Here is a 19,402-nt window from a genome sequence, read left to right as displayed (position 1 = left end):
GCCTGGCAGAACGACAAACACAATGGCCCCAAAGAGGTCGAGTGCGAATTTCCTGTTCATGCCGATATTTCTATGTTGTTTCATTCGTGATCGCCAGTCGTCACTACCGCTACGAAGGTTTGATCGCCGCAACGCTGAGCGATAAGGTGAGGTGCGCCGGACGTTTGCACGCAGAGGCTGGCGCATGTTGCAGCAAGCCATCCGGCAGAGCGGCCTGCACGCCCGATGGTGCTGTCGAGGTCGAATTCGGGGAGAGAGTCGTTTGCACCGCCGCTTGCGCCGATTTCGCTAAGCGCGGCGTGAAGGGGTCCGACGGACTTGCCGTTTAACCCCGTTAGCCAGACGCCGCCGAGCGATGTCGGGGAAGCGTTTCCCCATTTCAGGGCGTATGTCAGCGCGTGGCGGAGGTCGTGGCTTTCCGATCGCAACGGACGATGCATGGATGCGACGGAAGACATCGAATGCCGGTCCGACATCGCGGGGGACGTCAGGAGAATTGCAACGCCACTTTCCGCCGTGCCATGGGGTGGGTCTTGTTCGACGACCTTACTCAGAGAAACGGACACGAGAAGCACAACGGAGTGATCGAAAGACGGGGAACCGGCTTGCCCGTCGAGCCACGAATCAACCGTCATCAGATCGAGCTTGCCTGCGGCATTCTTAACGGCCACTTCTCTGAAACCACGTTGTTGCCATCGGGCTTGCCAGAGTCCGACGATGTCGGACGTGCCTATGTAGCCCGACACATCCAGCAGGACCTCCAGTCGCGCCTTTTCCGGCACCGCGCGCAGTGACGAGGATAGATCCGACAGTAGCTTGTCATAGAGCCATTCGATAACCAACTTGTGACGCTCGGCTTCGTCAAGGGCAAGATGCGCATCGAGCGGCTGTAGCCATCGAGCAGTCACCGACGTACCTTCGACGTGAGCGGACGGTTTTGCGTCAAGTGTCACAGTTCGGTTGGCGATGCGCTGAACGTCGTTGTCGGCGTCAATCTCGGTCGAACGAAATGCTGCGCCAAGAATTCGTAGCGGTACGCTTTCACGCGAAAATGCATCGCGCGTGAATTTCTTACATGCCTCGTTCCACGCCAACGCGTCCAGACGGCGTCCTTCAGAGACGCTGAATACGCGAGACACGAAAAACATAGCGATCCCCGCGGGATAGATCGCAACGCACAGCCAAAACCACGGGGTCCGCGTCGATTCTCCAGCAGGCCATAACATCAGCACGGCCACAATGCCGACGAGCAAAAGCACCGTGAAGATTCCTATCCAGAGAATGCGTGATGGCGATGCATCGGGAACCTGGACTTCCGGGGGGAGCGTGTCGAAATCCAGCGCCATCGGTTAGCGACGTCCACTATTGGGCAGCGAGGAGATCAACTGGCAACCGCAGTCGCACAGGTCACCGTGCTGAGCAACTTGCACGCCGTCGTCGAAAGCACGGGACGTGGCGGTAGCGATCCGGTTGTCGCCATGTTTAGGGCATGACACGGGGTCGAAAAGTCTCGCAATTGCAGTGCCTAAGAAGAATCGTGTTTGTGAGCCGGCCAAGACGGTTCCGCCGCCGGTGTGCTGGTCGCCCACGCGAATAATGCCTGTCATGTTCACTTTCCTGAGGGGTGACGTTCGACAACGCCTTGAAGGAGGACGCTCGCCATCGAAAGGAGATTAGCGAAGGCTCTTGATAGGCGCGCCGTTTGCATTAGCTCGCCGATTTGCCGGAGGCGCTGCTCTGTTCGCGCTGCGATCTCCACTTCCTTGTCCTCCGCGACGAAGTCGCTCGCGCCAAAGGTGTCGATCTCCCGCGTGCGGAAGTAGAGATTGGATGAGAGCAGATGGTCGTGCCAACTGGTGAGCATCGTGTCGCGTACCAGAAAGTCGAACAGGGCCATGACTTTGGGAGGGAGAGGATCGTTTCCGCTGAGTCCTCGTTTCCATGCCTGCACTAACGGAAATTTTCAAGCTAGTTGTCGCCTCCACGAATAAATTTCAGGCGGCCTTTCTCTCCTGACTACGGCGCTGTGCGGCGACGTCCTGGTGGTCGATGCGATCCGGGTTCAGGTGCACAGCATCGACGCGCTGCCAGTTGCGCGTGCGGCCTTTCCAGCGCAGCGGGTGGCGTTGCCGGGCGGCCTCATAAAGCGCTGCTCGTCGATCCAAAATGGTCTGGTCGAGATTGGCATGGCGCTGCGCCGGCGTCACGAACCGGATCGCGCTGTGACGGTGCTCTTCGTTATACCAGCGCACCAGCGCGCCCACCCAGGTGCGTGCGGCGAGCAGGGTGTCAAATGCCCTCAGCGGGTAAGTCGGCCGGTACTTTAGGGTCTTGAACAACGATTCAGAATAAGGGTTGTCGTTGCTCACGCCCGGGCGGCTGAGCGAGTGCATGACGCCCAGCGTCTGGAGGGTGGCGAGCATCGTCGCACCTTTCATCGGGCCGCCGTTATCCGAATGCAGAATCACCTGGTCGGGTGGTATCGCTTCGCGCGCACACAGGTCCTTGAGCACTTCACTGGCCAGTGCGCTGCTTTCCTGCGCATAGACCTGCCAACCAACGATCTTTCGGCTGAACACGTCCAGAAACAGGTACAGATAAAAATACTGCCCGCGAACCGTGCTCGGCAGATAGGTGATGTCCCAGCTGTACAACTGGTTCGGCGCACGCGCGCACACCGCACGGGGCTTGCTATGGGCCTGGGCCGGCCGTTCGCTGCGCCGGTGGGCGAGTTGCTTCTCGGCCTTCAGGACCCGGTAGAAAGTCGATTCCGAGGCAATATAGCGTTGCTGATCTGCCAAGCGCGGCACGATCTGGCTGGGCGGCAGATGACCCAATTCGGCCGAGTTCGCCACCGCCAGAAGCTCGGCGCGCTCCTCGGCGCTAAGCTTATGGCGCGGCTCGTGGTGTCGTAATGTGCGCCGGTCCACTGCGTCAGGTTCGCCGCGCTGCCAGCGCTGAACGGTGCGGGCACTGAGCCCCAGAATGACGCACGCGCGTGCTTGGCGAGCCCCGGCCCGAGTCGCCTCGGTGATCAGACCAATCAATACTTTGCGCTGCTCAGACGACGTCATTCGGCCTCGTCCCCGAGCAGCGCACGGTACTTTTTTTGCAGCACCAGTAGCGCCGCAGCCTCAGCCAGCGCCTTCTCCTTGCGCTTCAACTCGCGCTGCAGTTCAACATTGGCCTGCTTCAGAACCCGCACCTCTTGGGCGCTTTCGCGCCGGCTATCACCGTTTCTGCCCGCGGCACAGAACTGCGCTCGCCACTGCGCGAGATGATGCGCAAACAAGCCGCGCTCCCGGCACCAGCCATGCAAGGCTTCGTCGACCAGACCATGGCTCTCCTGCAAGGCCATTAGCCGTTCCTCCAGCGACCAATCTTCCGGTCGTTTTGCGTGTGCAGAGCCCGAGCTCCGATTCGCGGCAGCGGCGCCTCTCATCCATTTCCTCAATGTCAGTACGTTCACGTTCAATTCGTCGGCCACCGCGCCAACCGTGCGGCTCCCACGCCGCAGGACCTTCGACAGCGCTTGCTCCTTGAACTCGACAGAATACGTTTGTTTCACTTTCAACTTACACCTCTGACGCTACTTAATAAGGAAGTTCAGAGGCGACAACTAGTATGACGCCGGGGGCTAACGTCTGCTGCTCCGGTGAGAGCATGAATGACCTGATTGTGCGGTGGCGAAACGCGACGTTCAGATCCCCTGCGAGCTCGCCGCGTTGCTCCATTTTCTTTAACCGGGTTTCAGCGGCTTGAAGGCCCACTAGCTCATCGTCACGGTCGATCATCGTTTTCGCTTCTTGCTCGATACGGTCCCAAACGCACTGCGTTGGGCGATTTTTCTCGAGAGCGATGTCGCGTGTTGCTTCCAACAATTGGATCTTCGCGCTCTCCCATCGCGCGAGCGCTTTACCGAGCGTTGCGCCGTCCGGCGCGGGTGACTGTCGCCTAAGGGCGTGGTAGGCGGCTTCCGCGTCCTGACGCTCCTGAAGGAGCCCAGGTTGATTCGCCATAAGCGTTTCGAGTTGATTGGGCAGAGGCGGGTGAGAAGGCTGCGCGCGGTAACGCACCGCCATCCACCGCAGGAAGACTTGCATGTGCTCGGAGAAATTCAATCGCGATACCCGGGGGACAATCTCGCGATAAGCTTCCATCAGTTCGCTCATGCGGTACGTCGACTGGCCGTCGGTGATGGTGTTGGCGAGGGTGAACTTCCCGAAGGTCCGCTGTTTGTAGATACGCAAATCCTCCATCGTGTCGAGCGTCGCTCCGGCCGCTATGGCCTCGTTGAGCATGTCTCGAAGCACTACACGTTGCATCTCTGTCCGGGCGCCAAGTGTGCCCGGTGGTGCACCACCGGTAATGTCCTCGCTCGTGCCGGGGTAGAGATACTGAACTCCCCTGGTCTTCTCAAGACTGTCGAGGCGCTGGTAAAAGCGCAGCTCATGCGCAGCGGCAAAATGCACACATCGCGCGACCGTCCCAGGAACGGAAAGTTGTGCGTCGCTGTAGTCCTGCTTGACCATGTTCAGCACCGGCACGAAGTTCAGCAACTCGTTCTGTTGAACCAGCGAAGACACAGCGTCGAGCAGACCGAGAAACTTGATCCGGATTTCGATAGCCGGCCGATTGGGATTCTGCGTGTCGACAAAGGCGAGCTTAGTCGGACTCGAATGCCGATACCTTTTTGTCAGTTCGTTGGCAAGCGCTCGTGCCAGTACGCCACCGCGGTCGGCACCGAAGATGGAGACCTGTATCCGTTGGATTTTGGACATCGCCAACTTTGTGTCTTCGACGGCTTTCTCAAACTGACTCATAGCAGAAGCTAGTCGGTCGTTAACGCCGGTGCCAAGAAGCATGGCTACTGCGCGGTTATCTCTGAGCCAGGGTATCGAGTCAAAGGCGACGTCGCCAAACAGATGCTTGGCGACGTCATAACCCGATTTGACCGGATTTTTCTTGAGATCGTAGAGGATTGCTCGGCCCGCAGCTTTTCCGCGTCGCAATGCGCGATCCCCTTCACCTTCCACAATACGCAAGACCCTGCGTACGTTTTTCGGCACTGCCTTAATGTCGCTCAACAGATCGTTGTAGGCGTGGACGACCGGACGATATGAGAACTCCTTGAGCCCGTTTTTGAATCCATCGGTCAGGGTGCTCTTCGGGTCAATGAAAAGGCGGTCGGTGCCCGTTGTCTTCTTGACGATGTGTGTTGCTTTTGCGCCCGCCGCGCTCGCGCCTGCCAGGGCGACTTTGGTCAGGGCGGATGTCACCAGACCTCTGCTGGCGTCCTCATTCAATGCTGTGCCGAGGCCCGAATAGTAGAATCGATACCAGAATTGGTTTGGAGTCTTCTCCCTGCGCCTGTCAGCATTTTCCCGATGGGCTTCCCACAAGCGACAGATGTTCGAATAGCGAGACGTCGAAGGATCGTCCTGATCGCGATGACGGCCAAACCCGTCGAAGAAGAACCCGATGTGAATGACGGCGCCGCACGGGATGCAGGCATCCTTGGGGAAGGCGCCTAGTTGCTCCCCTAACGCAGTTAATACATCAAGCGGTGTCTGGTCTTCGGGATGGAGATGAGTCGTCCTCTCAGTCATGCTTCGCGCCTTCCTTCGCGTGGTCAAAATGACCGCTCTTAATTTCAGTGATCACGGACGCTGGGAGCTTTTGCATAGCGATGCCAAAAGCCCCGGGTTGATCCTTGAATCGCCCCGGCTTTCGAGGAGGCCGGTTGGTTTAAGTTAACGCAGGCGCTTCAGCAGTATTTCTGAGTTGCCTGTAGTAGTTTGCCTCAGCCTCGGCTGGCGGGATATAGCCCAGCGGTTCCATCAGCCGATGATGGTTGTACCAGGCTACCCATTCCAGGGTGGCGAGCTCGACGGATTCCTTCGTTTTCCAAGGCGCTCGCCGGTGAATCAGTTCCGTTTTGTATAGACCGTTGATCGTTTCCGCCAGGGCGTTGTCATAGCTGTCGCCGCGGCTGCCGACCGATGGCTCAATGCCCGCTTGGGCAAGTCGCTCGGTGTACCGAATGGAAACATATTGCGATCCCCTGACGCCCTTCTAAAGGTCAAGAGGTAAATTGGGTCTGCGCGATCTGGCGGTAACGTTGCCGGATGGCGTAGAAGACCTCTCGTGCGATATAGCGCTTGAGGCATCGAATCGCTTCAAGCTTTGAGTGGCCCTCGCTGACGCGTTTGGCGACATAGGCTTTTGTGCGATCGTCGGTTCGCAATCGACCGATGGCGATAATGTGCAGGGCGCTGTTGGCCGCGCGATCTCCACCGCGATTCAGTCGATGTCGTGTCACCTTGCCAGAAGACGCCGGGACGGGACTCACTCCACAGAGGGCGGCGAAGCTGGCCTCTGACTGAAGCCGGTCGCTGTTGTCGCCAGCGGTCAGTAGCAGTTGCGAAGCGGACTCATAGCCAATTGAATACCGGGAGACCAGATCGGGGGCGAGTTCATCGACCAGAGCCGCGATCATGACATCGAGGTCGGCGATCTCGTCGTGCAACTCGAGATACCGACGCCCCAGTGATTTTAATGCAATCCGGTTGGCAGAGATCAGGCTCCGATAGTCAGACAGATCGGGACGCCACGCGGCCAATGTTCGAATAAGCTGCATCCGTGTCATCTTGCGCAGCGATTCGCGTAACTCGTCAGGCGCGCTGATGATGGTACTGTGAATTAGTTGCAATGCAACGCGCCTCGCGGAGATGGCGGTCTTCCGGCAGACTTTCAGAACGCGCAGCGATTCAATCATGCCGTCGCGTGTCTTGGGCGTGACTGTACGCACACCAGCAAAGGCAGCATGCGCCGCGTTGCAAGCGTCCAGCGTGTCGTCCTTGCCGCGTTTGCGCCGGTCGCTCCTGTCGGGTGCCGTGACCTCAAGCACCGTTACGTGGGCCAGTTGAAGGTAGCGAAGCAAGCCCGCTCCGTAGGAGCCGGTGCATTCGACGCCAACCCGGGCAAGCTCTCCGAATGAGCGCATCCAGAGCAGCATCTGTTTGTAGCCATGCCGCGTGGTAGGGAAGCATTCACTGCCGAGCAGACGATCGTGTTCGTCAACGACAGCTGCAACATGCACGTCCTTATGGGTATCCACGCCGCCCACAACGTTGCGATATCCAGAAATAGCCGGTTCTTCTTTCATGAGCCTTGCTCCGGTTGCCGATGAGATTGAGGCGATTTCACCGGCATCGAGTACCTGGACAAGACAGTAAAGCGACAGAGCGTCAGGCCCTTCTTGAGTCACACGTATCGACGAGGCGAAACCTCGCCGCTCGGCGGTTCCGGACGATCGACAGGTCAGGGGAAAGACACTACGTCGATCGGAATGTGGGTCAGGTCGCCCGGAACGCTTTACGGCACCAAAAGTCGCCGGACAGCCCTCATTGAAAGCCGCGAGAAGCCCGGAAACATCTGATACCCGTATTCTTACTGTCGGAGTGATGGATCAGCGTCCCGTCGTCGCCCGGTTGGCGGGCATACAGCGCTTGTTCAAGCGCATCGAGTACGAAGTCGGTGCGCATGGTACGACTCACCCGCCAGCCAACGATGCGTCGTGCAAACACGTCGATGACGAACGCCACGTACAGCCAGCCCTGCCACGTCGAAACGTAGGTGAAATCGGAAACCCAGAGCTGATTCGGCCGGTCGGCTTTGAATTGGCGATTGACCCGGTCCAGCGGGCGAGGTGCCGAGACATCGGGAATCGTTGTGCGAACCCGTTTGCCGCGCACCGCGCCTTGCAATCCCAGCCGCTGCATCAGTCGCTCGACCGTGCAGCGGGCCACCCGAATTTGCTCCCGGTTCATCTGCCTCCAGACCTTGTCTGCGCCGTAGACCCGCATGTTGGCGTGCCAGACACGCTGGATTTCCGGGCACAGCACGTCGTCACGCTTGACTCGGGCGCAGCGCTTGGATGGATCGCGAAGCTGGGCAGCATGGCGCCAGTAACCCGACGGGGCAATCCGCAAAACCTTGCAGATCGACTCGACCCCGAAGGTGTCGCGATGCTGATCGATGAAGGCTTTCAGGACTTGATACGGCGGTCGAGCTCCGCCTGGGCGAAAAACGCGCTGGCCAGTTTGAGAATCTCGTTGGTCTTGCGCAATTCCTTGTTCTCGCGCTCCAGCGCCTTCAGGCGATCACGCTCGCTCGCGCTCAGGCCGGCACGTTCGCCGTTATCGATCTCGTCGCGCTTGACCCAATCGTTCAGCGTTTGCGGCGTGCAGCCGATCATCGGCGCAATCGACTCGACCGCCGCCCACAGCGACGGATGCTCGCTACGCTGCTCGCGCACCAGGCGCACTGCGCGCTCCCGGACTTCCGGGGAAAACTTGCTCGATCTCTTGTTCATGGCTCCATTCTCTCAAGAGTTGGAGCCTTGTATCTTCGTCTTCGTGATGGTTAGCTACCGTCACATGAGGTGAAGTGAGCATGTTTGGAGCCTGAAGGCTTGGACCTTGCTGTGGAGATAATGCCCTTCGCCTCGCCCTCACCAGCACAGACACTGAACGGTAGCCAAGGGCGTGGACCCTGTATGTACAAGGCAAGTGGGTGAGTTGGTATTGATTCCTCGATTAAGGATCAAATTGATGTTCTACCTCGGTATTGATGTTGCCAAAGCCAAGCTGGATTGCTGCCTGCTGGACATGACAAACGGCAAGCATAGTACGAAGGTTGTTGCCAATAGCCGCGCCGGCCTAACCGATCTGTTGGGCTGGTTGGGCAAGAGACACACCGAGCCGAGCCACGTACATGTCGCGCTCGAAGGTACCGGCGTCTATCACGAGATGGCCGCGTGTGGCCTGCACGATGCCGGGCTCTCCGTGTCTGTCGTTAATCCTGCGCAGGTGCGTGCTTTTGCGACGGGAATGGGCGTGCGCACGAAGAACGACATGGTAGACAGCCACGTGTTAGCGCGCTTTGCGATGCACGCACAGCCAATGCGCTGGAGTCCTCCAGCGCCCGAGGCTCGCATACTTCAAGCACTGATGGCGCGCCGTGAAGCGCTTGCACAAGATCTTCAGCGTGAGCGCAACCGGCATGAGAAAGCGGAAATCACGGCTCCAACGGCGCTAGTCCTGCATTCGATTCTCGAGACGATCGAGTTTTTGGAGCGCCATTTAGCCAGCCTGCAACGCGAGATCGATGATCACATTGCTGCCCATCCGGGCCTTAAAGCAAACTTGATGCTGCTGCAAAGTATCCCGGCAGTTGGCCCTCAGGTAGGCCGCACGCTGCTTGCCATCATGCACGCGCGCCACTTCGATTCTGCAGAACAACTTGCGGCGTATCTCGGCCTGGTGCCGGTGCAGAGGCAGTCGGGATCGTCGATCCAGGGCCCTTCACGTTTATCGAAGGCCGGGCCGCCCAAGGTACGGGCAACTCTCTACATGGCGGCCGTCGTCGCTAAACGCTATAACCCCCACATCAAGGCATTGTGTGAACGCTTGGCAGCGCGTGGCAAATCCACCATGTCTATACTCGGCGCTGCAATGCGTAAGCTTGTGCATCTGTGTTTCGGCGTTCTGAAGACACGACAGCCTTATCGGGCGAACTACGTCGCAATCGCTTGACGGGCAAGACGGTATCTCCACAAAATCCGGGGCGGTTCATGTCGTTGTCGCGAAACGCTTCGATCGGACGTGCCTCGGACACAGGTTGAAGGTTGATCTTGCTGCACAGTGAAGCGTAGACACTGTTCTGGGTGGCTTGCGACGCGTCATGTGCGTCCAGCACGATGGCCTTCGCAGACCCTTGTTGCGATTCTTTCGACTTCATGTCGGGTTCCGTCAGTGTTCGTGGGATGACAAGGGCGACCTGATCTCGCCTGAGTCATACAAATTCAGGCGTGTCCTTCGGGATGCGTCGCGGCCGTCGCGATCTGGGCAAGTTCGGCACGCAACTTGTCGGACAGGCGTTTGTCCTTGAGTACTTTCTCAAGCTCACGACGGAATCCGGTGTTGTCGAGCAGGTTCGATTTGAGATCGCGCAGCAGATTGCGTGTCGCGAGCAACGCCTGCAGTTCAGGGATCTGACGCGCGACCTGCTCGGGTTCAAAGTCCTTCATCGAACGAAAGGAGAGGTTCACCGGTAGGTCCGAACCGTCACCGGCGAGCGTATTGGTTGCGGCGAATTTCAGATCCGGCGCGTAGTCGGCGAGCACGGCGTCGAAGTTATTTTTCTCGATGCTGACTTTGGCGCGCTCGGCGAGAGGCGCTTGCTCGCGACCGGCGCTGAAGTCGCCAGCCACCAGCAGCTTGAGCGGCAGCTCGACCTTCTTTTGCGCCCCGCCCGTATGAAGATCCAAGGTAATGCTGACTCTGGACTTCGGAATTTCACGTTGAAAGCTGTCCATTAAAACCCCTATCAGATAACACAGTCCGGGTTGTCGCCATGATCGAAGCGACGCGAATGCCGGAAAGCGTGGGTTTTTAGCACGGCGCTTTTTGTGAAGTCAAAAGCCACTTCCGATAGAGGGAAAATTCTAAATGCTGATTTTTGGGATTTGTCTCGTTGAATGATGTGGTGATCGAATTGTTTATTGTTGATGTTAATTATTAATAAGTGTGAATGAAAACAATGATCTGAGAAAAGTTTTATCGGAATTTTCCCAAATCGTCCGTATAGCGGATTTGCGAGGATATAGGTTCGGGAAAAACCTTTTTTTGAAATATTTTTGCGGTCGTTGTGCCTCTGAATTTTTCTTTCGGCATCGCCATTTCCATCGCTAGAATTCACGACCTTTGAATTCCCGGATGGAGCGACACTCGAATGCGGATCGATAAGCCACTGTGGCAGGAAGGGCTGATCCTCTCACCGCAGCACTTCCAGCAGCAGGACCGCTGGGCGGCCTTCTCGCTCCAGCAAATGGCATCCGGGGTCGTGGCAGCGCCTTGGGGAACGCTGGAGGTCGCAGTCGACGAGCAGGCACTGGACGCAGGGCGCCTGAAGCTCAGCCGTCTCAAACTTCGGTTTGCGGATGGCACGCCGATCGACACTACGCTGGCAGACGCACTTCCCCCCGCACGCGATCTCACTCAGGGCCTTTCGTCCGAGGCTCAGTCGCTCACCGTGCTTGCCGCGCTGGCACTGCCCGACGCCAATGGCGCCAATTGCCGGATGGATGAGACCGCCAGTGCCCGACCGCGCAGAACGTTTCGTGAGTACGTGAAGACGGTCGACATGAACGGCACCGAGGCGACGGAAATTGCGACGGAACGGCATGCGGTGCGTCTGCTGTTCGATTTCGAGCCGCACGCCGACGACACCGTATGCGTCGTCGCGCGACTCAAGCGGACCCCTCAAGGGCGCTTTCGCGCAGATCCCGAATTCGTACCGCCTTGTCTGGCGTTGTCGGGACACCCGCGTCACGTGGAACGCGCGGTTCGCATCGCCGATATCCTGCATGCCAAAAGCCTCGCGCTAGGTGCACGCCGCAGCGAGCGCGTCGACCACGTCACCGAGTACGGCGTGGCAGATGTACAGCTCTTCTGGCTGCTGCACTGCATCCATCAAGCCTGGCCGCAACTGCGACATTTCGCTGCCTATCCGAATCGTCCGACCGAATCGCTATATGGCGTGCTCGCGCAACTCATGTGCACGCTGACGACGTTCTCTACACAAACGAATCTCACCGACATCCCCGAGTACGACCACGAACGTGCCGATGAAGTGTTTGCGTCGCTTGAGACGTCGATCAGGAACTTGCTCGACGCCATTATTCCGTCGCGTGTCGTACCCATCGGGCTCGTTCGCAAGTCGGCGAACACGTGGACAGGGCAGATTCTCGACGACCGCCTTATCGACGAAGCGGTGGATTGGTATGTGTCCGTGAGCGCGCCAGTACCGGCTACGGCTTTGGTGGAGCAGTTTCCTCGCCTGTGCAAGATCGGCGCGCCGGACGACGTCGAACGCATCGTCAACTCGGCGCTCTCGGGCATTCCTGTGATGCCTGTGCAACGCGTGCCAGCCGCGATTCCCGTGCGTCTGGGTAACCAATACTTCGCCCTCGACGGTGCCAGTCCTGCACTCGCGCGCATGCTCGCCGCGCGTGCGTGCCAGATTTACTTACCGGCGTCGCTCACTGAGGCGTCGGTCGAACTTTATGCGGTGCTTCGCTCATGAACGCAGTGCTCAAAGAGTCTCGCGATCCGGTCGCCGGTGGCCGCGCGAAGTCGAACGCCGGTATCGACGATGCGGCGTCGGTGTCGTTGCGCGCGCTGCTGTGCGATACCGCGTTGCTTGTCACCACGATATCGGCGGGTGGCGTCGTGACGAATGCAGCGGTGTTGCGCGAGCGATGTGAGGCGTTGCTGGATTCGCTCGACGCAAAACTCGCGACGCACGGCGTCGAAGGGCAACATTACGACGACGTGCGAGTCGCCCAGTGCGCCTTGCTCGACGAGACGGTGCTGCATCACCTCAAAGCGCATGATCGCGAGGCGTGGGAGCTGGCGCCGCTTCAGGTCACCCGCTTCGGCATCCATGATGCAGGAGAGCGCGTCTTCGAGCGGCTGGACGTCTATATGCAGGCCGACGGCACGAGTGCTGGTGTTCTCGAGTTCTATCAGGCATTGCTTCGACTGGGATTCGTTGGGCGCTACGCGTTGCTTGGAGACGCGCGCCGCCGCGACCTGATTAAGTCACTCGACGCCCGCATCGAAGCGCTCGGCCCGACGGTCGAACCGTCGTTCGTCGTCCAGCAATCCGCACGTCGCTTTTCCGACATATGGCATCGCATCTCCCCATGGACGATTGCCGGACTGACCTGCGTCGTTGCTGTTCTCGTATGGGGGGCGTGGGATCGGGCACTGACGCTGGAGCTTCAACGTATCGAGGCGATGAGCGGGATGACGCCACCCGCGTCCGGGACCTCGGTTTCCACTCCCGCCGTTAAGGTGTCGCATCAGTGACGGGTCTTCGCTACGCGCGCCGACGGGTGAATCTACGCGGTGCGACGCTCGCGTTCGCCGCAGTGTTGACATTGGCCGTGCTATGGCTTGTGAGTCCGTTCGAGACGGGGGTGTCGTGGCTGCTCACGACGGTGATCGTCGCGGTGGCCGTCGCGATCTTCGTCGTGACGGGGCGATGGGGCGCTGTCCGGCACGAGGCAGACGACGGCGACCTGAGTGCGCTTCGAGAAGCCCTCGGGAGGATGGCGTCGTATGACAGCGAGAAGCTGCCGCTGGTGCTGGTCGTCGGCGATGGACTGCCTGCGCTCTTCGACCGCTACGACGAGAGACGACTTCTGAATGTGGCGCACGGTGCCATCTGGGTGCGGGTAGACCGAACGGGAGATCTTGCTGTGCTGGCCCTCGTGGTGCAGCGGTGTCGAGGCGGGGTGTTACCCGATGCGGTTCTGGTCAGTGTGGCGCCGTCGATGGCCGAGGACGTTGAGGACTTCAGAGCGCGGCTGGGCGCGCTTCGGCAGTCGGTGGCGGACACATCGCGCGTGATGGGTCTGCGCTTGCCCGTATACGTCGCCATATACCAGCGCCTCACGCGTGGCGAAGCGAGTCCTGTGCCGGATTGGTTCGGTGTTGTCTCGGACGGTGGTCCCATTCGGGACGAGCACTTCTCTTCGGTGATGCGCGCTGCCATGCAGCAGGGGAGGGCGGGTGCGGATGCGCACAGTCCAGAACGGGCGGCCACGCTGAGCGCGCTGATGCCATGGTCACGCCGGTTCATTGACGACGCATTCACGACCGTTAGCCTGCCGAGTGCGCCGGTCGTTGTCACGGGTCTCGCCTGGGTCGACGCTGGACCGGCGGGCGACGCACACGGGCTGTGGGAGCGTGAGGTTGCCCATCGCACGGGCGTGCATCCTGCGAGCGCGACGGCGTTGCCGCAGCCATGGCCGTTTGGGCATCCGTTGATCGGTGGTCTGCGTCGCCGTCGCGGCGTGTCTTCGCTCGTGCGAGCGTTGGTGCATGGGGGGGCGTCGATGGCGTGCGCCTGCGCGCTGGCTTTCTGGGCCGCGGGTCATAACAATGCGGCGCTGCTTGCGCAAGTGGAGCGTCATCTGGCCGCATATGCTGCGGTGGCGCCCGAGAGCGACGCGGCCAAACGAGATGCACTTCAGCGCGTGATCGACGATAGAAACACGCTGGAGCGCCATTTGCGTTTGGGCGTGCCGCTTGAACTCTCGTTCGGCTTGCACCGTGGCGCACTGCTGTTGCCGACGTTGAATCGGGCGATTGCCTCGTACGTTCCGCCTCCGCCCCTTCCGTCCATCGTCTCGCTCGACAGCATGGCGCTCTTCGAAACAGGCAAGGCCACCCTCAAACCGGGTTCGACGCGCGTGATGGTCGAGGCTGTGGAGATGATCAAGTCGCATGCCGGCAAGCGCGTGTTGATCGCAGGCTACACGGACGACGTCGGCAGCCCCGCCTTCAACCTGAAACTCTCGACAGCGCGTGCCGAGGCGGTGCGCGACTGGCTCGTCGAAGCGTCGGGTCTGCCGCGCACGCAGTTCGCAATTCAGGGGTATGGGGAGACTCGCCCGATTGCCGGGAACGACGATGCCGAAGGACGCGCCAAAAACCGCCGCGTGGAAATCACGCTCGTGCCCGACACGGGTTTTCCGTCACCGACCTGAATGGTATGTCCCCGAAGCCGACACTTCGGGATTTCTCGCCCGCTGCCATTAGCGGGCCATTGGTGTAATAGCAATTTAGGAGCAATGCATGGCAATTCCCGGCTATATGTTTCTGTCTGACGACGCGGGTAAGAAGATCGACGGCTCGGTGACCGTCAAGGGCCGCGAGGGTAGCGTAGAGCTCGTGGCTTACGACCACGAAGTCTATATTCCGACGGACGGAAACACGGGCAAGCTGACCGGTACGCGCGTGCACCGGTCGTATCGTCTGACCAAGGCCAAGGACCGCTCCACGCCGGAGCTCTACAAGGCACTGACCTCGGGCAAGACGCTTCAGACCGTGACGATCCGCGAGTACGAGATCGACGGCGCGGGTAAGGAAGAGGAGTATTTCACGACCGTGATGGAGAACGTGAAGGTCGTGAGCATCAAGGCCAAGATGCTCGACATCAAGGACCCCGCATTCGAGAAGCACAATCACCTGGAAGAGGTGGAGCTGCGCTACGAAACCATTCAGTGGAAGTTTGCCAACGGCAACATCCAGCACATGGATTCGTGGAACGAACGCGGCGGCAAGGCCGCCTGACGCACGGCGATTCTCTACCGCAATCGGCACCGGACGCCCGGAAGCGGCCGGTGCCGATTGTCATTCCCGACACCGTCCCCCGGACTGCCTGCTTGCCCGTCATGACCTCTCGCGACACCACTCTCCTTCTGCAACATCTCAATTCCCACTGCGCGGTAGCCCTCGAAGCCGCAGCGAGCCTGTGCGGATCCCGGCTGTCCGACGAGATCACGGTCGAACACTGGATGCTCAAGCTGCTGGAGGCCGGGGATGGTGATATTCCTGCGATCCTGCGTCACTACGGTATCGACGCCAACGCTGTCTGGGATGCCCTGATGTCCGTTATCGACCGGCAGCCCCGTCATCTGCGCGGCAAGCCCGCGCTGTCGCTCCAACTCGCCACGGTCCTCTCGGATGCGTGGGGGCATGCCTGTCAGGACGGTATCCGTCAGCCCGTTCGCTCGGCCAATCTCTTGCAGGCCATCGTGGATGCACCTCACGTTATGCGAACTCGCGACGCATGGCCGCTGCTGAGTCTGAGCAGCGCGCAGATCGGGAGATTGCTTCCCAGACTCGGCGCGCAGTCGTGCGAGACGGAAGACCTACCGGAAGTTTGGCGAGACGTAGCGGCATCGTCGCCAGGCGACGCACCGGCTCGCGAGGGATCGGGAACGTCGATGTCGGGTGCGAGTCCGGAGACTGCAGCGAAGACGCACGCCGAATCGAAGCATCCCACCGCTGCGCGGGTCAACGGCGGACCCGCACAGCAAGACGCACTGGCGCGTTACGCGATCGACCTCACGGACAAGGCACGTCGCGGCGATATCGACCCGGTCTTCGGACGTGACCGCGAGGTCCAGCAAATGGTCGACGTGCTGGCACGCCGACGAAAAAACAACCCGATCCTGGTGGGCGAGCCGGGCGTGGGCAAGACGGCGCTGGTCGAGGGGCTGGCGTTGCGCGTGGTGAGCGGCGACGTGCCGGCAGCCGTGCGCGATGTGCGGGTGCTGACGCTCGACCTCGGCCTGTTGCAAGCAGGTGCGGGGGTGAAGGGCGAATTCGAACAGCGGCTTAAGACCGTCATCCAAGAGGTACAGGCATCGAGCGTTCCGGTGCTGTTGTTCATCGACGAAGCACATACGCTCATCGGCGCGGGTAATGCGGCAGGCGGTGCAGACGCTGCCAATCTCCTCAAGCCCGCGCTGGCGCGCGGAGAGTTGCGCACGATTGCGGCAACCACGTGGGCCGAGTACAAGGAGTACTTCGAACGTGACGCCGCACTTGAGCGGCGCTTTCAACTGATCAAGGTCGATGAACCGGACGATGCCGCTGCATGTTTGATGTTGCGCGGTCTTCAGAAGCGCTATGCATCGTTCCATCGCGTGCACATTCGGGACGAGGCGCTGGTGGCGGCCGTGAAGCTCTCGCGGCGTTATATTCCGGGGCGACAGTTACCGGACAAGGCCGTCGATCTCATCGACACGGCTTGCGCGCGCGTTCGCATGGGACTGGACGCCGCGCCGGTCGAACTGCAGAGAGCCGACGCGGCCATCGTTGCACTGGAGAATGAGCGTGAGACGCTCGATGGTGACGCGCGGCAAGGGATCCCCGGGACGGCGGCGCGACTTGAGGAAATCGCGTCCGAAGTGATGACCGCACGCGCGCATGCCGTTTCGCTACGAACACGCTATGAACATGAGCGAGCACTCGCGACGACCGTGCTGACGCTTCGGCAGGCAGCGGGTGAAACGTGCGACGGCCCGGCGATGTCGCGCGCATGGGCGGCATTGAGCGACGCGCAAGGTTCCGTCCCGCTTGTGAGTGCCGAAGTCGACGCCGGGGCGGTCGCACGTGTCGTGTCGGAGTGGACTGGCGTGCCCGTAGGCAATCTGGTGTCCGATGAGCTGCGCAGCCTGCTTTCATTGGAAACGAAACTGACCTCTCGCGTAGTCGGGCAGGACGACGCGGTGCGCGCATTGACGCGGCGTCTTCGAATGGCGAAGGCGGGGCTGGCGTCCGATCATGCGCCACTGGGCGTATTCCTGCTGGCAGGACCGTCGGGCGTGGGCAAGACCGAGACCGCACTCGCGCTGGCCGACGCGCTCTTTGGTGGCGCGGCGGCGCTGACGACCATCAATATGTCGGAATATCAGGAAGCCCATAGTGTTTCTCAGTTAAAAGGCGCTCCGCCGGGTTACGTGGGGTATGGCCGTGGCGGCGTGCTCACGGAAGCCGTACGGCAACGTCCTTACGGCATTGTGTTGCTCGACGAAGTGGAAAAGGCGCACCGCGACGTTCTCGACATGTTCTATCAGGTGTTTGATCGAGGCGCCATGCGCGACGGGGAAGGGAGGGAGATCGACTTCCGCAATTGCGTGATCTTGATGACGTCCAACCTTGCCAGCGACGAGATCGACGTGCTGACGCAAGAGAACCCGGAGATGTCGCAAGCGGCATTGCTCGATACCGTTCGTCCAGCACTAGTCGCGCATTTTCAACCTGCGCTGTTTGCACGATTCGAGACCTTGTTGTACCGGCCCCTCGGCACCGATGCGTTGCGTTCCATCGTGGCCATGAAGCTGGCTCGCGTCGCGGACCGGCTTGCTGTGCGACATAACGTATCGCTCACGGTCGACGATGCATTGGTCACGATGCTGGCAGACGGATGCCTGAGCCGAGCATCGGGTGCCCGCGGCATCGACGCGTTCATCGATCAGCAGATATTGCCTGCCATTTCGGACGAGTTGCTTGCCTGTCTTGCATCGGACAATTTGCCGGAAGGCGTCGCGCTCTCGGTGACTACCGACGGTCAGCTCGATATCGACTTTCTGAGAAATTGCGGCGGTCACAATGCGCCAGTGGCGCAGTCCGAGGTGAGCGAATGACGGCTGGCCCGTCCCTTTATGACGTCCTGCTAGGCCATATCGACGGAGAATCCATCCATCTGCACGACGATAGGACGCTCGAGATCCTGAGCGTTCAGCGCAACGTGCAGCGCATTCTGAACACTCGCGCAGGCGCGCTCAAGCATCTGCCCGACTACGGACTGCCGGACCTGAGCATGATTTATCGCGCCTTACCCGCATCCGCGAGCGAGCTTCAGGCGCAGTTGGAAAAGACGCTGCTGGTTTATGAGCCGCGCATCGGCAGGGTCGAAGTCGCACCCGTGACCGATGCCGACCCCGGAATACTCATGAGTTTCGAGATGACGGTTCATCTCAGAAAGGCGGGGCTGGTGCGTTTCGGCACCTACTTTGAGCCACGCGGCGTTCGACTGGTGAAGCGGCCCGATGGCCTATGAGGTCTTGGGCACCGGGGGGCGCCCCTCACCCCTGCGCCATCACCTGCTGCGCAATCGCCGTCGTAATCCCAGCGTTATCGTGTCGCGTCCGCTCAAGCAGTCCGATACTTCGTTGTTCCGTTACCCCGGGTAAAGGAATCACGCGCAACGCATCTTCATGCGCCCATGATGCGCTTCTCAGCATCGGCACTACTGCCACACCGACCCGTTGCCGCACCAGCGCCACGATCCCTTCGATGGACGACAACTCCAGAAAGTCGCTGACCTTCACGTGCTGACGTCGCACCGCACGATCGATCAACGCCCCTGTGCGCTGCGTCCGATCAAACCGCAGAAACCGTTCGGTCTCCAGCAGCTTCGCCACCGACGAAGACTTCAACGCCGACGATGCCAGCAGCACCAACGGCTCCCGATACAACGGCGTCCACCGCACCCCTGCCGGACGTCGCCCCGATGGCTCCACCAGCACCGCGCAATCGATCTCCCCGGCGTCGAGCTTCGCGGTCAACTCAATCGACCGTGCCGTCTGAATCAATATCTCCAGATGCGGCTGCGCGTGCTTGATCTGCGACACCGCCCGCGCCAACGCACTCACCGCTGACTCCACCGCGCCAATCGTCACCGGCCCGGCGGTCGATTCGATGCCAGCGGCCAGCGTGCGCATCGTCTGATACTGCGCGAGCAGTTGTTCCGCGTGAGGCAGCAGAAGGCGTCCCATCGCATTGAGGGCGACGGAGCGTCCCACGCGGTCGAACAGCGGATGGTCGAACTCCTCCTCCAGCGCGCGCATTTGCATGCTCACCGCCGATTGGGTCATGGCGAGGTGTTCGGCTGCCGAAGCAAACGAACCGTATCTCGCGACCGCTGCAAACGTCCGCATAAATCGCAGATTGCTCATGTCTGACTCGCACTA

At 60.3% G+C, this 19,402-nt stretch carries 16 protein-coding genes, 3 pseudogenes and 1 other annotated feature; of the genes and pseudogenes, 7 read left to right on the top strand and 12 right to left on the bottom strand.

What is annotated here, in order from left to right:
* Nucleotides 1-80: 80 nt before the first annotated feature.
* The 8 genes and pseudogenes from MB84_RS22550 to MB84_RS29150 all read right to left on the bottom strand — a co-directional run.
* Nucleotides 81-1,346: a hypothetical protein gene (locus MB84_RS22550; protein WP_046289967.1), complete on the bottom strand. Its 1,266-nt coding sequence runs from the start codon at nucleotides 1,344-1,346 to the stop codon at nucleotides 81-83.
* A gap of 3 nt (nucleotides 1,347-1,349) precedes the next feature.
* Nucleotides 1,350-1,607 (bottom strand): PAAR domain-containing protein, encoded by a 258-nt coding sequence (locus tag MB84_RS29160; protein WP_084009935.1) that lies wholly within the window; start codon nucleotides 1,605-1,607, stop codon nucleotides 1,350-1,352.
* A gap of 2 nt (nucleotides 1,608-1,609) precedes the next feature.
* Nucleotides 1,610-1,897, bottom strand: coding sequence for a hypothetical protein (locus MB84_RS22545; protein ID WP_046289966.1), 288 nt, complete (start codon nucleotides 1,895-1,897; stop codon nucleotides 1,610-1,612).
* Nucleotides 1,898-1,994: 97 nt separating this feature from the next.
* Nucleotides 1,995-3,568, bottom strand: a protein-coding gene (locus tag MB84_RS22540) for an IS3 family transposase (protein WP_425415910.1) whose coding sequence is annotated in 2 segments (ribosomal slippage) — nucleotides 1,995-3,103 and nucleotides 3,103-3,568 — 1,575 coding nt in all. Because the reading frame shifts where the segments join, the coding sequence is not laid out codon by codon here.
* 25 nt (nucleotides 3,569-3,593) lie between these two features.
* A complete protein-coding gene (locus MB84_RS22530) occupies nucleotides 3,594-5,609 on the bottom strand; it encodes a DUF2235 domain-containing protein (RefSeq protein ID WP_052652696.1) in 2,016 nt (671 codons plus the stop codon).
* A gap of 139 nt (nucleotides 5,610-5,748) precedes the next feature.
* Nucleotides 5,749-6,066: pseudogene (locus MB84_RS29155) on the bottom strand (integrase core domain-containing protein); the annotation flags it as partial.
* Nucleotides 6,067-6,082: 16 nt separating this feature from the next.
* Nucleotides 6,083-7,168 (bottom strand): IS110 family RNA-guided transposase, encoded by a 1,086-nt coding sequence (locus MB84_RS22525; protein WP_046289963.1) that lies wholly within the window; start codon nucleotides 7,166-7,168, stop codon nucleotides 6,083-6,085.
* Nucleotides 7,169-7,457: 289 nt separating this feature from the next.
* Nucleotides 7,458-8,377, bottom strand: a pseudogene (locus MB84_RS29150) (IS3 family transposase); the annotation flags it as partial.
* Nucleotides 7,980-8,096: a sequence feature (AL1L pseudoknot), on the bottom strand. (Overlaps the previous pseudogene by 117 nt.)
* A 238-nt stretch (nucleotides 8,378-8,615) precedes the next feature.
* On the opposite strand from MB84_RS29150, the gene MB84_RS22510 reads away from it, so the two are divergent.
* Nucleotides 8,616-9,599, top strand: a complete 984-nt coding sequence (locus MB84_RS22510) for an IS110 family transposase (protein ID WP_046289961.1) — start codon at nucleotides 8,616-8,618, stop codon at nucleotides 9,597-9,599.
* A 37-nt stretch (nucleotides 9,600-9,636) separates the two neighbouring features.
* On the opposite strand, the pseudogene MB84_RS31080 reads toward MB84_RS22510, so the two are convergent.
* The 3 genes and pseudogenes from MB84_RS31080 to MB84_RS30065 form a co-directional block, all read right to left on the bottom strand.
* Nucleotides 9,637-9,804 (bottom strand): annotated as a pseudogene (locus tag MB84_RS31080) (type VI secretion system contractile sheath large subunit); the annotation flags it as partial.
* 64 nt (nucleotides 9,805-9,868) lie between these two features.
* A complete protein-coding gene (tssB, locus tag MB84_RS22505; protein WP_046289960.1) occupies nucleotides 9,869-10,381 on the bottom strand; it encodes a type VI secretion system contractile sheath small subunit in 513 nt (170 codons plus the stop codon).
* A gap of 11 nt (nucleotides 10,382-10,392) precedes the next feature.
* Nucleotides 10,393-10,764, bottom strand: a complete 372-nt coding sequence (locus tag MB84_RS30065; RefSeq protein WP_157122819.1) for a hypothetical protein — start codon at nucleotides 10,762-10,764, stop codon at nucleotides 10,393-10,395.
* A 33-nt stretch (nucleotides 10,765-10,797) separates the two neighbouring features.
* On the opposite strand from MB84_RS30065, the gene tssK reads away from it, so the two are divergent.
* The 6 genes from tssK to tssE all read left to right on the top strand — a co-directional run bounded on the left by tssK (nucleotide 10,798) and on the right by tssE (nucleotide 18,489).
* Nucleotides 10,798-12,150 (top strand): type VI secretion system baseplate subunit TssK, encoded by a 1,353-nt coding sequence (gene tssK / locus MB84_RS22500; RefSeq protein ID WP_046289959.1) that lies wholly within the window; start codon nucleotides 10,798-10,800, stop codon nucleotides 12,148-12,150.
* Nucleotides 12,147-12,938, top strand: a complete 792-nt coding sequence (locus MB84_RS22495) for a DotU family type IV/VI secretion system protein (protein ID WP_052652694.1) — start codon at nucleotides 12,147-12,149, stop codon at nucleotides 12,936-12,938. The genes tssK and MB84_RS22495 overlap by 4 nt, the downstream gene beginning before the upstream one ends.
* Nucleotides 12,935-14,623 (top strand): OmpA family protein, encoded by a 1,689-nt coding sequence (locus MB84_RS22490; protein ID WP_046289958.1) that lies wholly within the window; start codon nucleotides 12,935-12,937, stop codon nucleotides 14,621-14,623. Before MB84_RS22495 ends, MB84_RS22490 begins: the two co-directional genes overlap by 4 nt.
* Nucleotides 14,624-14,711: 88 nt before the next feature.
* Nucleotides 14,712-15,209: a type VI secretion system tube protein TssD gene (gene tssD, locus MB84_RS22485; protein WP_046289957.1), complete on the top strand. Its 498-nt coding sequence runs from the start codon at nucleotides 14,712-14,714 to the stop codon at nucleotides 15,207-15,209.
* Between the two features lie 101 nt (nucleotides 15,210-15,310).
* On the top strand, nucleotides 15,311-18,073 hold the full coding sequence (gene tssH / locus MB84_RS22480; protein ID WP_046289956.1) for a type VI secretion system ATPase TssH: 2,763 nt from the start codon (nucleotides 15,311-15,313) through the stop codon (nucleotides 18,071-18,073).
* Nucleotides 18,070-18,489 (top strand): type VI secretion system baseplate subunit TssE, encoded by a 420-nt coding sequence (gene tssE / locus MB84_RS22475; RefSeq protein ID WP_046289955.1) that lies wholly within the window; start codon nucleotides 18,070-18,072, stop codon nucleotides 18,487-18,489. Before tssH ends, tssE begins: the two co-directional genes overlap by 4 nt.
* 25 nt (nucleotides 18,490-18,514) lie before the next feature.
* On the opposite strand, the gene MB84_RS22470 is transcribed toward tssE, so the two are convergent.
* Nucleotides 18,515-19,387 carry a LysR family transcriptional regulator gene (locus MB84_RS22470; RefSeq protein WP_046289954.1) on the bottom strand — a complete coding sequence of 291 codons (873 nt, stop codon included), beginning with the start codon at nucleotides 19,385-19,387 and terminating at the stop codon, nucleotides 18,515-18,517.
* Nucleotides 19,388-19,402: the final 15 nt, after the last annotated feature.

This window comes from Pandoraea oxalativorans, from assembly GCF_000972785.3.
GTDB classification, from domain to species: domain Bacteria; phylum Pseudomonadota; class Gammaproteobacteria; order Burkholderiales; family Burkholderiaceae; genus Pandoraea; species Pandoraea oxalativorans.
The sequence above is the reverse complement of the archived record's forward strand: the minus strand, read 5'-3'. Positions and strand labels throughout refer to the sequence as shown.